General features: G+C 24.3%; 15 protein-coding genes. 10 read left to right on the forward strand and 5 right to left on the reverse strand.

Annotation, left to right across the window (positions count from 1 at the left end; all coding sequences use genetic code 11):
• The first annotated feature begins 15 nt into the window (after nucleotides 1–15).
• From mutY to AOQ89_RS01560, 3 genes are read left to right on the forward strand one after another with little or no spacing between them, the layout of a single operon-like run.
• A complete protein-coding gene (mutY, locus tag AOQ89_RS01550) occupies nucleotides 16–1,050 on the forward strand; it encodes an A/G-specific adenine glycosylase (protein WP_080872737.1) in 1,035 nt (344 codons plus the stop codon).
• Nucleotides 1,019–1,261 (forward strand): oxidative damage protection protein, encoded by a 243-nt coding sequence (locus tag AOQ89_RS01555; protein ID WP_080872741.1) that lies wholly within the window; start codon nucleotides 1,019–1,021, stop codon nucleotides 1,259–1,261. The genes mutY and AOQ89_RS01555 overlap by 32 nt, the downstream gene beginning before the upstream one ends.
• Nucleotides 1,262–1,269: 8 nt before the next feature.
• Nucleotides 1,270–2,322, forward strand: coding sequence for a murein transglycosylase domain-containing protein (locus AOQ89_RS01560; protein WP_080872745.1), 1,053 nt, complete (start codon nucleotides 1,270–1,272; stop codon nucleotides 2,320–2,322).
• A gap of 5 nt (nucleotides 2,323–2,327) precedes the next feature.
• On the opposite strand, the gene AOQ89_RS01565 is transcribed toward AOQ89_RS01560, so the two are convergent.
• The 5 genes from AOQ89_RS01565 to AOQ89_RS01585 form a co-directional block, all read right to left on the reverse strand.
• Nucleotides 2,328–3,686 (reverse strand): metallopeptidase TldD-related protein, encoded by a 1,359-nt coding sequence (locus tag AOQ89_RS01565; protein ID WP_143715377.1) that lies wholly within the window; start codon nucleotides 3,684–3,686, stop codon nucleotides 2,328–2,330.
• Between the two features lie 28 nt (nucleotides 3,687–3,714).
• A complete protein-coding gene (gene tldD / locus AOQ89_RS01570; protein ID WP_080872752.1) occupies nucleotides 3,715–5,172 on the reverse strand; it encodes a metalloprotease TldD in 1,458 nt (485 codons plus the stop codon).
• A 178-nt stretch (nucleotides 5,173–5,350) separates the two neighbouring features.
• Nucleotides 5,351–5,686: a rod shape-determining protein MreD gene (gene mreD / locus AOQ89_RS01575; RefSeq protein ID WP_080872754.1), complete on the reverse strand. Its 336-nt coding sequence runs from the start codon at nucleotides 5,684–5,686 to the stop codon at nucleotides 5,351–5,353.
• Nucleotides 5,687–5,707: 21 nt separating this feature from the next.
• Nucleotides 5,708–6,529 carry a rod shape-determining protein MreC gene (gene mreC, locus AOQ89_RS01580; protein ID WP_080872756.1) on the reverse strand — a complete coding sequence of 274 codons (822 nt, stop codon included), beginning with the start codon at nucleotides 6,527–6,529 and terminating at the stop codon, nucleotides 5,708–5,710.
• Nucleotides 6,530–6,546: 17 nt separating this feature from the next.
• Nucleotides 6,547–7,590: a rod shape-determining protein gene (locus tag AOQ89_RS01585; RefSeq protein ID WP_080872758.1), complete on the reverse strand. Its 1,044-nt coding sequence runs from the start codon at nucleotides 7,588–7,590 to the stop codon at nucleotides 6,547–6,549.
• A gap of 187 nt (nucleotides 7,591–7,777) precedes the next feature.
• Between AOQ89_RS01585 and aroQ the strand changes: the two genes are divergently transcribed.
• The 7 genes from aroQ (at nucleotide 7,778) to AOQ89_RS01620 (ending at nucleotide 12,512) form a co-directional block, all read left to right on the forward strand.
• A complete protein-coding gene (aroQ, locus tag AOQ89_RS01590; protein WP_080872761.1) occupies nucleotides 7,778–8,221 on the forward strand; it encodes a type II 3-dehydroquinate dehydratase in 444 nt (147 codons plus the stop codon).
• 17 nt (nucleotides 8,222–8,238) lie between these two features.
• Complete coding sequence (locus AOQ89_RS01595) at nucleotides 8,239–8,685, forward strand: acetyl-CoA carboxylase biotin carboxyl carrier protein (RefSeq protein ID WP_080872764.1); 447 nt, start codon at nucleotides 8,239–8,241, stop codon at nucleotides 8,683–8,685.
• Nucleotides 8,686–8,696: 11 nt separating this feature from the next.
• The gene (gene accC, locus AOQ89_RS01600; RefSeq protein ID WP_080872766.1) at nucleotides 8,697–10,052 is read left to right on the forward strand and encodes an acetyl-CoA carboxylase biotin carboxylase subunit; all 1,356 of its coding nucleotides are present in this window, start codon (nucleotides 8,697–8,699) and stop codon (nucleotides 10,050–10,052) included.
• Between the two features lie 71 nt (nucleotides 10,053–10,123).
• The gene (locus AOQ89_RS01605) at nucleotides 10,124–10,768 is read left to right on the forward strand and encodes a thiamine phosphate synthase (RefSeq protein ID WP_080872767.1); all 645 of its coding nucleotides are present in this window, start codon (nucleotides 10,124–10,126) and stop codon (nucleotides 10,766–10,768) included.
• Between the two features lie 48 nt (nucleotides 10,769–10,816).
• On the forward strand, nucleotides 10,817–11,527 hold the full coding sequence (locus AOQ89_RS01610) for a HesA/MoeB/ThiF family protein (RefSeq protein ID WP_195909761.1): 711 nt from the start codon (nucleotides 10,817–10,819) through the stop codon (nucleotides 11,525–11,527).
• A 20-nt stretch (nucleotides 11,528–11,547) separates the two neighbouring features.
• Nucleotides 11,548–11,748, forward strand: a complete 201-nt coding sequence (gene thiS / locus AOQ89_RS01615) for a sulfur carrier protein ThiS (RefSeq protein ID WP_195909762.1) — start codon at nucleotides 11,548–11,550, stop codon at nucleotides 11,746–11,748.
• A 2-nt stretch (nucleotides 11,749–11,750) separates the two neighbouring features.
• Nucleotides 11,751–12,512, forward strand: a complete 762-nt coding sequence (locus AOQ89_RS01620) for a thiazole synthase (protein WP_080872774.1) — start codon at nucleotides 11,751–11,753, stop codon at nucleotides 12,510–12,512.
• Nucleotide 12,513 lies beyond the last annotated feature (1 nt).

The raw sequence follows: 12,513 nt of genomic DNA on the forward strand, positions 1-12,513 counted from the left end.
TCTAATAACCAATTTATGAAAAAAATTCAATCAGGTGTTTTATATTGGTACAAAAAATTTGGAAGAAAAAATTTGCCATGGAAGAAAACAAAAAATCCTTACAAAATTTGGATTTCTGAAATAATGTTGCAACAAACTAGAGTAAAAACAGTAATTCCTTATTTTAAAAGATTTATTTCTTTTTTTCCAAATATTAAAAAATTATCTCAATCTTCTATTGATGAAGTATTTTTTTTGTGGAGTGGTTTAGGATACTATAAAAGAGCAAAAAATATACATGCTTCTTCCAAAATAATACAAAAAAAATATTTGGGAGTGTTTCCTAAAAAATTTTCTGAATTAATAGAGCTTCCTGGTATTGGTAAATCAACAGCTCATGCAATACTGTCTTTTGCCTTTCAGAAGCACTATCCTATTCTAGATGCAAATGTCAAAAAGGTACTGTATAGATTTTACGATTGTACAAAATTCACAAACAAAAAAAAAATGGAAGATTTTTTTTGGCATAAAGCACAAATGAATCTTCCAAAATACGAATCTCATCATTTTAATCAAGCTATGATGGATATAGGATCTGAACTTTGTATTAAAAAACCGAAATGTTTCTATTGTCCATTAAATCAAAGTTGTTCTTCTAATAAAAAAAAAATTTTTAGCACTATATTAAATCGTAAAAAAAAAATTAAAAAAAAAAGAATATATTTACTAATTTTAAAAAAAAATCAAAAAGTATGGTTGCAAAGAAATTCGGAAAATGAAATTTATGCAGGTTTATTTAATTTCCCAGAAATAAAAGGTACTAAAGAAATAGAAAAATACTTTGTTATATTAGATTCTTTTTCAAAAAGAATAAGTAACAAGAAGATAAAGTTCTCTCTTATTGTTCTCAAGAAAAATAAAAAATATAAAAAATTTATTAATGATAAAAAAGGAATCTGGTATGATATTTACGAAAATGAACTCATAGGTATTTCTTCTATAGTATCTAAAATAATTTCAAATATTAAAAAAAATAAATATGAAGAGAAAAATTTTTTGTGTATTTTTTAAAGAATTTTTGGAAGGTTTACAGTATATTAATTATCCGGGAAAATTAGGAAAAAAAATTTATAAGCATATTTCTCAAAAAGCTTGGAATTTATGGATAAAAAAACAAACAATACTAATTAATGAACATAAATTAGATATGAAAACTTTGCAAGATAGAAAATTAGTAGAAAAAAAAATGATTGCTTTTTTATTTAAAAAAAATTTTAAATAGAAATTTTTATGAAAATAGGAATTATTTTCTTTATTCTAGTACAAATTTTCTTTTCTTGTTCATTACAGAATAAAGGATACTTATTCAAATTTTTAAAAAATCTTACTATTTCAGAAGAAATAAAGAATAAGTGGGGGAAAAAAGAACTTATAAGAGCAAAGTCTAAATTTTTTGTTAGATATCTAAATCCTTATACTAGAATTTATATAGATTTAAAATCTAAAAAGTTATTTATAGAAACCATACATAAAAATAAGTATAGAGAATATTTAAAAAAAGGATTAATAGATTCTATATTGAAAAAAAAAGTAGAGTATTTTGATATTTTTACAGAAAAAGAAATGAAATATCAATTCGAAAAAAAAATTGTATTTCTTAATAAAAATCAAAATAATTTCAATAATTTTATACAATCACAGTATTTTATTGAAAAAATTGCAGATCAATTTTTGGATAGAAAAATTAGTATGAGAAAATCAGACATAAAAGTTTGGTACATAAATGTGAAAATAAAACTTTTATACATAAATGAAAAAATGGAAAATTATATGAAAATAGTAAAAAAGATTTCTAAAAAATATAGTATAGATCCTTATTTAGTGTTGGCAATGATACAAATAGAATCGAAATTTAATCCAAATGCTATTAGTGCATCACAAGCAATTGGACTAATGCAAATTATACAAAAAAGCGCTGGAAGAGAAGTATTTATACAAAAGGGAAAAAATGGATTTCCTAGTAAAAAACAACTTTTAAATCCTAGCAATAATATAGAAATAGGAGTTTCTTATTTAAGTATACTACAAAATAAATATCTTTACAGAGTAAAAAATAAAAAATCTTTACAATATTTAATAATTTGTTCGTACAATAGTGGAGTAAATAAAGTTTTAAGAATTTTTTCTAATAATATGGAACAATCAATATCTATTATCAACAATTTAGAAGAAAATGAAATATACAGCATTCTATACGAAAAACATCCTTCTACACAATCTAGAAATTATCTCTATAAAGTAAGCTTATTGTATAATTACTATAAAAATAGTATAGTTTTTTAAAGTTCTTATATTCCAGAAACTTGCATTTCAGAAATTAATACGGAACCACATTGAATTTCGTTTTCATAATTAATGTCATTGCTGATACAAACTATATTTTGAAACATATTTTTTAAATTTCCTGATATAGCTATTTCTTTAATTGGATTTTTAATACTTCCTTTTTCAATCAAAAATCCTGAACATCCTTTAGAATAGTCTCCTGTAGTTATATTTTCTCCATCCCCCATAATTTCTGTAATTAGTATACCATTATACATTTTCTTTAGTATTTCTGAAAAACTAATATTTTTACTAAAAACTTTCCAATTATATACAGAATTGTGGTGCGCATTACTTTTTAAATGCATTTTTCTTGCACTATAATTATCTAACAACCAATTCTTTAGTATTCCTTTATGGACAATTTTTATAGTTTTTGTAGATACTCCTTCTGAGTCGAAAGGAAAAGAAAAAATTCCATTTTTAATATGAGGTAATTCAACAATATTCATCCAATTTGGAAAAATTTTTTTTTCTAGACTTTTATATAAAAAACTAGATTTTTTATACACATTTCTTCCATGAATAGATAAATATAAAATTCTAAACAACTCACTTGATATCTCAGAAAAAAAAATAATTGGAGTTTTTCTAGTGCAAATTTTTATAGGATTTAATTTATTTACTGCTTTCTGTGCACATTTTTTTCCTAATTCATAAGGATTTAATAGATTTGCAAATTTTCTATTTATGCTATATTGATTAGAAAACTCCATACTATTTTTGTATTTTGCAATTGCACTACAAGAATAGGTATATAAACTACTATCATAGTTTTTTTCAATTTCGTAGTTCGCAAAACCAGTGTTTGAAAAAAAACAACTAAATTGTATTCCTTCTGTAGAAAAAATTTTTTTATCAAATGAAAAAATTGAGTTTTCTATTTTTTTTAAAATTTCTAAAATACCAGAAATTTTTATATTTTTTGGATGAAAAATATCTAAATTTTTGGATAAAGGAATAAGTAATTGTTTTTCTGTAGGATAAAAGGAATCATCTTTAGAAGTATACTTAGAAATTTGATATGCTTGTTTTATAGATTTAAATATAGCAGCTTCATCTAAATTTCTTATGACTGTTGTTCCTTTTTTCCTAATATTTGGATATATAGAAATTTTTATGTAGTTTCTATTATGAAATTCAATATTTTCTATTTCTTTAAATCTTATTGAAATTGTACATCCAATTTTAATTTTTGAATATATTTCTACAAATTGAGCGTACTTTTTAGATTTTTCTAAAATATATTGAACACAAGATTTAACTTTTTTTTTCTTTTTTAAAAAATCTTCTTCTGTAATAATTCTATTTTCTTTATGCATTTTAGTTGTTTTACTAAAAATAATCTTATCAATTAATTGATTTTGTTCCACCAACAGTAATACTATCTATTTTTAAAGTTGGCTGTCCCACGTTAACTGGAATAATTTGTCCTTCTTTTCCGCAATTTCCTAAACCAGAATCTAAGCAAAGATCATTTCCTATCATAGAAATCTTTTTCATAACTTCTATTCCCGTTCCAATAAGTGTTACTTTTTTAATAGGATGTTTAATTTTTCCTTTTTGTATTAGAAATGTATCAGAAGTAGAAAAAACAAAATTTCCTGAAGAAATATCAACCTGTCCTCCAGAAAAATTAGTAGCATATATTCCAAATTCGATAGTTTCAATTATTTCTTTTGGACTGAAATTTCCAGGAAGTATATAGGTATTGGTCATTCTAGGAATTGGAATATGTGCGTAAGATTCTCTTCTTCCATTTCCTGTTGAAACAGTATTCATCAATTTTGCATTTAGCTTATCTTGCATGTATTTTTTTAGTACTCCATTTTGTATTAAAATATTGTACTGAGATGGAGTTCCTTCATCATCTATAGTTAAAGAACCTCTATTTCCAAAAATTGTTCCATTATCTACTACTGTGCAAATTTCAGAAGCAACTAATTTTCCTAATTTATCTGAAAAAATTGAACTTTTTTTTCTATTAAAATCTCCCTCTAATCCATGTCCTACTGCTTCATGTAATAGAATTCCTGGCCATCCTGGTCCTAAAACAACTGGAATATTTCCTGAAGGAGCTTCTTTAGCAAATAAATTAAGTAAAGCAGATCGAACAGACTTCTCTATCCATTTATTTATTCTAGCAAAAGAAGAATTTTCTATAAAATTATCATATTTGCATCTACTTCCTAATCCAGAATATCCTTGCTCAATTTTTCCATTTTCTTCAATCTGTACTTTAATTGTAATTAAAGTCATTGGTCTAAAATCTGTTGTTATTAATCCTTCAGAAGAAATAATAAGTATTTTATTAAATTCTGTTGTTATAGAAGCAAAAACTTCCGTAACTCTTCTATCTAATTTTCTCGCATATTTATCTATATAATTAAGTAAATTTATTTTTTCTTCTTCTTTAATAGATCTAACAGGATTAAAAGGAAGATATTTTTCCTTATTTTTTTGTACAAAAAAAGGAACTATTTTTTTAAAAGGTTTAGTACTCTTCTCTTCTACTATAGAAGATATTTCTATTCCCTTTTTTAAATTTTTGTAACTGATTTCATTAGTATAAAAAAGTCCAGTTTTTTCACCTGAAAATGATCTTATTCCAACTCCTTCATCAAATACATAATTTCCTTTTTTAATTATTTTATTTTCTAAAATCCAACTTTCTTTATTTTTAGACTGAAAATACAGATCTGTGTATTCTATTTTTTTATTTTTTATAATTTCAAAAATTTTTTCTAAATTTATTCTACTAATCTTATTTCTTAGTAAGAAGTATTCTTCTATTCTTCTTTTGTTCATATTATTCCTAAGGATAATTGAATTCTTTATTTTTAGTAAAAAATTTTTTTTATTTTATTAATAAATTTTGATACTAAATACCAAATTATTCCATCGTTTATTCTAAAAATAAGTATTTTCGTATCCCAAATAATATTTTTTTTTACAAAAAATTCTAAAGTAAAAACCAGTATTTTGACTATAATAGAAAAAAAAAAATAATTAAAGACTGTTTAAAAATAGAAAAGTTTTTAAAAATATTGTATTTTTTTATTAAAAAAAACGATACTATTCCAAATGCTAAAGCATGAAAACCTAATGTATTTTCTAAAAAAAAATCTGTTAATATTCCAAGTATAAAACTAAATTCCAATTTTGCAAATTCAGGATATTTAAATATCCAATGAAAAAAAAATAAAAGCATCCAATACGGTTGTAGAAAATACAAATCTTTTTTTGTAAGAATATGCATAAAACAAACTAAAATAAAGGAATAAAATATAGATAAATAATTTATTTTTTTTTTTTGATACATTTTATATAAAGCACTTTCATGTTAGTCTTCAAACTTTTTTGTATTCCAAATGAGCAATAGGTAGTCTAGACTTTTTATTTTGATAAAATATTCCGCAAAAACTGTTTTTTGCAAATTTTTTTCATTTTTTACAATTTCTATTACTTTTGCAACTGGATATCCATCTGGAAAAATTCCTCCTAGTCCTGAAGTTACTAAAACATCGTCTTTTTGAATATCAAAGTCATAGTCTAAATTTTCTAATATCATAGGACAATTTGAACCTTGTCCTAAACCAATAGTATGCAAATTGTTTCTCAAAACTTTTATAGGAATTGCATGATTTTTGTCGCAAACAAGAAGGACTGTACTACTATTTTTATTAACAAAAATAGTTTGTCCTACTATTCCCATTTCATTGATTATTGATTGTCCTAAGTATACTTGATTTTGGTATCCTTTATCTATATTAATTTGACTACTGTTTTTATTGATATTTACAAAAATTACTTTAGTAAGCATAACTCTATTATTTTTTGAAAAAGAATTTAGTAACTTTTTTAATTGTATATTTTCTTGTTTATACTTTTTTAAAATCATGATTTCGTGATTTTTTAAAAGAATTTTTTCTTCTAATATTTTTTTTTCTTGAATTAATTTTTCTAAAAAGTTTTTTGAAAAAGAAAAGATAAAAAAATTTTTTGGATAGTATATATATTCGTATACTGTATTTATAAAATTTACTATATAAGATTTCGTAGAGTTTAAAATATTAAATTTTGTATCTAGAAAAATAGTACAAAAAGAGATAAAAATAAGAATAAATAATTTAGATTTTAAAAAAGGATTTTTTTTAGTAAACATTTTTTTCCTTTTTTAATTTAGTCTTCACTAAAAAAATCTCCTCCATAAGCATCAATAATTTCTAAAGCTTTTCCTCCTCCTCTTGCAACACAAGTTAAGGGATCTTCTGCTACAACAACCGGAATTCCCGTTTTTTTCATTAAAAGAGAATCTAATTTTTTTAATAGAGCTCCTCCTCCTGTTAAAACCATTCCTCTTTCTGATATGTCAGAAGCTAATTCTGGAGGGCACTGTTCTAATGCTTTCATTACAGCACTTACAATTCCTGATAAAGGTTCTTTTAATGCTTCCAGTATTTCTTTAGAATTTAAAGTAAAGCATTTTGGTATTCCAGCTGCTAAATTTCTACCTCTAACTTCGATTTCTAGTACCTTATTTGTAGGATATGCTGATCCTATACTATGTTTTACTTTTTCTGCTGTTGCTTCTCCTATTAAAGATCCATAATTTCTTCTTACGTAATTTATAATAGATTCATCAAATCGATCGCCTCCTATTCTAACAGAAGAAGAATATACAACTCCATTTAAAGATATTACAGCTACTTCTGTAGTTCCTCCACCAACATCTATTACCATAGATCCAGTTGCTTCAGATACAGGTAAACCAGCTCCTATTGCTGCAGCCATAGGTTCTTCTATTAAGAATACTTCCCTAGCTCCAGCACCTTCAGCTGATTCTCTAATTGCTCTTCTTTCAACTTGCGTAGCTCCAACAGGAACACATACTAAAACTCTAGGACTTGGTTTCATAAAATTGTTTCTGTGTGCTTTTTTAATAAAATGTTGTAGCATTTTTTCTGTAACGAAAAAATCGGCTATTACTCCGTCTTTCATAGGTCTAATGGCTGCAATATTTCCTGGAGTTCTTCCAAGCATTTGTTTTGCTTCGTGACCTACAGCAGCAACATTTTTGGGATTTCCAAATTTATTGTATCTAATTGCTACTACAGAAGGTTCATTTAAAACAATTCCTTGTCCTTTAACATAAATAAGAGTATTTGCAGTTCCTAAATCTATGGATAAATCATTAGAAAATAGTCCTCTAATTTTCTTAAACATTTCTAATTAACTCATATTTTGTACTAATTAGAAAATTTTTTCTTATTTGTAATAATAAAAATTATAAATCATTAAAAAAAATAAAGCCATAGTGTATAATTTTATAGAATTCTAAATTTTTAAAAATTTTTAAATTTTAAAAAACTCAATTGTATCATAATTTATAAAAATTTACTAAAACATATAAATGAAAAAAAAAATTTTACTCATAAATGGACCTAATATAAATTTAGTAGGAATTAGAGAAAAAGAAAAATATGGAGAAAAAAGTATTGAAGAAATTAATAAAAATTTAAAAAAAATTTCTAAAAAATCAAAAATTCATTTTTTGCACTTTCAGTCAAACTCAGAATGTGCAATTATAGAAAAAATTCATAGATCTATTAATGCTATAGATTTTATTTTAATAAATCCGGCATCTTTTACACATACTAGTATAGCCATAAGAGATGCTCTATTAGCCGTTAAAATTCCATTTTTCGAAATTCATTTTTCCAATATACATAAGTATGAAAAGTTTAGAAGATTTTCATTTTTTTCTGACATTGCTGTAGGAACTATATCTGGATTCGGAGAGATAGGATACTATTTTGCATTTGAAGCAGCAAAATATTTTTTATTAAAAAAATAAAAAAAATTGGAACTACCATGAATATTCAAAAAATTGAAAAACTCATAAAGTTGGTAAAAAAATTTGGCGTATCAAAGTTAGAAATATTTGGAAAAAATGAATCAGTTAAAATTTGTAATCAAGATTTTTCAAAAAACAAAACAAATTTCATAACTAGTACGAAAAAAAATGAAATTCATAAATGTAAAGAAAAAATAGAAGAACATAATTATGACTATTCTATAGAAAGTAAAAATTGTATTAGATCTCCAATGGTTGGAATATTTCATAGAAATATAGAGAGTAGGCAACCTCCTTATGTGAAAATAGGACAAAAAGTCAATGTTGGTGATATATTATGTGTTATAGAAGCAATGAAAATTATGAATTATATAGAATCAGATCGAAAAGGAATAGTAAAAAAAATTTTTCTTACTGAAGGACAACCAGTGGAATTTAACGAGCCGATAATGATTATCGAATAAAGGATAATTATATGATAAAAAAAATTGTTATAGCTAATAGAGGAGAAATTGCGTTAAGAATACTAAGAACTTGTAAAGAAATGAATATTAAAACTGTTTCTGTATATTCCACAATAGATAGAGAATTAAAACATGTTCTTCTTTCAGATGAATCTATATGCATAGGACCACCTCGAGCAGAAAATAGTTATTTAAATATTCCTGCTATAATTTCTGCTGCTGAAGTTACTAGATCTAACGCAATACATCCAGGATACGGATTTCTTTCAGAAAATTCTAATTTTTCTGAACAAGTAGAAAAATCTGGATTCATTTTTATAGGTCCAAATTCAAAAACTATAAAAATGATGGGAAATAAGATTTCTGCTATTAAAATTATGAAAAAATTTGGCATACCTTGCTTGCCAAACAATATTTCTAAGATTAATAAAAATGAAAAAGAAAATCTAAAAATTGCAGAAAAAATTGGATATAGTCTAATCATTAAATCTGCTCATGGAGGAGGGGGAAAAGCAATTAAAATAGTTCATTCAAAAAAAGATCTAAAAAAATATATAAAAATTGTAAAAGAAGAATCGAAGAGATTTTTTAATAACAGAACAATATACATTGAAAAATATTTAGATTCTGCTAAGCATATAGAAATACAAATTATTTCAGATGGAAAGGGAAATGCAGTATTTTTAGGAGATCGAGAATGTACGATACAAAGAAATCATCAAAAAATTCTAGAAGAAGCTCCTTCAAGTATAGAAGAAAGTGAAAAAGTAGAAATCGCAGAACTTTGCAAAACAGTTTGTGTAGAAATCGGCTATAAAGGATTAGGAACCTTCGAATTTTTGTACCAAGATAAAAAGTTCTTTTTTATAGAAATGAATACAAGAATACAAGTGGAACATCCTGTTACAGAAATGATTACTGGAATAGATTTAGTAAAAGAACAAATTAAAATAGCTTCAGGAAAAAAATTGTCATTTAAACAAAATAGTATTAGATTTTTTGGACATTCTATAGAATGCAGAATTAATGCAGAAAAACCAAATAATTTTCAACCAAGTCCTGGAAAAATAACCAGATTTCACGCTCCAGGAGGATTAGGAATAAGATGGGATTCTCATATATATACAAACTATTCTGTACCAATTTTTTATGATTCACTAATTGGAAAACTAATTTCTTTTGGAGAAAATAGAAAAGTAGCAATCGCTAGAATGCAAAATGCTTTATCAGAATTAGTAATAGAAAATATAGAAACTAATATTAATTTACAAATGAAAATCTTAAGAAACAAAAACTTTAAAAATGGTAGAATTAGTACAAATTTTTTAAATTCAGAATTTTTAGAAAAAATAAATAAAATAACTTAAAATAAAAATTTATCTTTCTAAAAATTTTTAATAAAATAGTACAAAATACTAAAAAATACTAAAATATAATAATGAATAATAAAAAAAAATTTAGCAAATTTATAAAAAATAAAATTTTCTTATATCCTATAGTAGATTCCTTATTTTGGCTGGTAAAAGTTTTAGATTTTGGCATAAAATTTATACAATTTAGAATCAAAAATTTCTTTAATTATGAAAAATTATGCTTTAGTATAGAAGCAGCAATTATACTAGGAAAAAAATATAATGCTTTTATTTTTATAAATGACTATTGGAAATTAGCTATTAAATATCAAGCATTTGGAATTCATTTGGGACAAGAGGATATAAAATCAATAGATATCAAAAAGATACAAAAACACAATATTTGTTTTGGAATTTCTGCACATTCTAAAGATGAATTTAAAAATGCAGTTCGTTTTTCCCCTGACTATATATCTTTAGGACACGTATTTTATACAAATACAAAAATTATGAAAAATCCTCCCATAGGATTGGAAATGGTAAAAAAAATTCAAAGAGAATTTAGTAGCAGTATACCTATAATTGCAATAGGTGGAATAAATAGTACTAATATAAAAAAAGTTCTTTCTTGTTCAATTAATGCAATTGCTATAAGTAGTTTTATTACTGAAAATCCAGTATGGAAAAAGTCTATTGTTGAATTAAGAAATAAATATCCTTTACTTTTTTAACCACTACGATGTATGTCTAAAAATATTTTTTTAAGTCCCTCAGAATATTTGAGATACAGCAGACAAATTATTTTAAAAGAGTTTGGTATATCTGGACAAAAGAAAATCAAAGATACTACTGTACTAATTATAGGAATAGGAGGAATAGGCTGCCAATGCGCTATGCAGCTATCTTTGGTTGGTATAGGAAGAATTATACTAGCAGATTATGATGTTGTAGAAAAGAGTAATCTTAATAGGCAATTTCTCTATAAGGAAAAAGATATTGGATTATCCAAATCCAAGACTGCTAAAGATCAACTTTTTTCTTTAAATCCAAATGTAGAGTATATTTATTTTTCGAAAAAAATTTTTGGAAAAAAATTAAAAAGTAGCATCGAAATATCTAATATAGTATTAGATTGTTCTGATGATTTAAAAACAAGGTATCTAATAAATAGATATTGCATAGAGTACAATAAAGTTTTTATTACTGGAAGTTGCATACTTTATTCAGTACAAATTCTAGTTTTTAGAAGTTTTAAATATGGTTGCTATGCCTGCGTTTTTCCTAGGATAAAAAATAATTATACTTGTCAAAATTATGGAATATTTATTTCTTCGTCTTCTTTAGCTGGTACTTTACAAGCAATGGAAGCTATTAAAATAGCACTAAACTTTAAAGAAGAAAAAAAAAATTATCTATTTTCTTTTGATATTAGAAAAATGAGATTCAAAAAAGCAAAAATATTTAAGGATAAATACTGTAAATTTTGCTAACCAAATTTTTGTACAAAAATATGAAAATTATTGTGAATGATAAAAATTTTTATTTAGAAAAATCTATCTCCATACTAGATTTTTTCAAATATGAGAATTTTTCTTTAATTGGTATTGCTATTTCTATTAATGGAAACATTCTTCCAAAAAAAAAATGGAAAAAATATTTTTTAAAGAATAATGATAGAATTGAAATATTTAAGATTATCGTAGGAGGATAAATTTGTTAAAAATAGCCAATACTAAATTTTCTTCCAGATTATTTATAGGAACTGGAAAATTTTCTTCTTCTAAAATTATGCAAGAATCCATTTTAGCTTCCAAATCAGAAATGGTAACTGTTTCTATTAAAAGAATAGATATAAGTAAAAAAGAAATAGATTCAGTTTTAAAAATTTTAAGTAAAATGAAAGTAAAAATACTTCCTAACACTTCTGGAGCGAAAAATGCAAAAGAAGCAATATTTTCCGCACATTTAGCAAGAGAAGCTTTGAATACTAATTGGATAAAATTAGAAATTCATCCAGAAAAAAAATATCTTTTACCAGATTCTCTAGAAACATTAATTGCAGCAGAAGTTCTTGTAAAAGAAGGATTTATAGTTTTACCTTATTGTTTTGCAGATCCAGTTGTATGTAAAAAATTGGTAGAAGTTGGATGTTCTGCAGTTATGCCAGTAGGATCACCAATTGGTTCTAATCAAGGAATAAAAACTGAATTTTTTTTAAAAATTATTTCAGAGCAAATAACAGAAGTTCCTATAATAGTAGATTCTGGAATTGGTTCTCCTGAACATATCATTCAGGCTATGAAAATAGGAATAGATGGATTTTTGGTAAATACTGCTATTGCTACTTCATTAGATCCTGTATGTACTGCAAAATCATTTTACTATGCTATTCAATGTGGAGAATATTTTCTAAAAAAAGAAATAAAAAAATCTACTGATATTTTTAAATTAGTAAAAGAAAAATATAAATTTTAAA

This window comes from bacterium endosymbiont of Pedicinus badii (assembly GCF_002075085.1).
In the GTDB taxonomy this organism is placed as follows: domain Bacteria; phylum Pseudomonadota; class Gammaproteobacteria; order Enterobacterales; family Enterobacteriaceae; genus PRUG.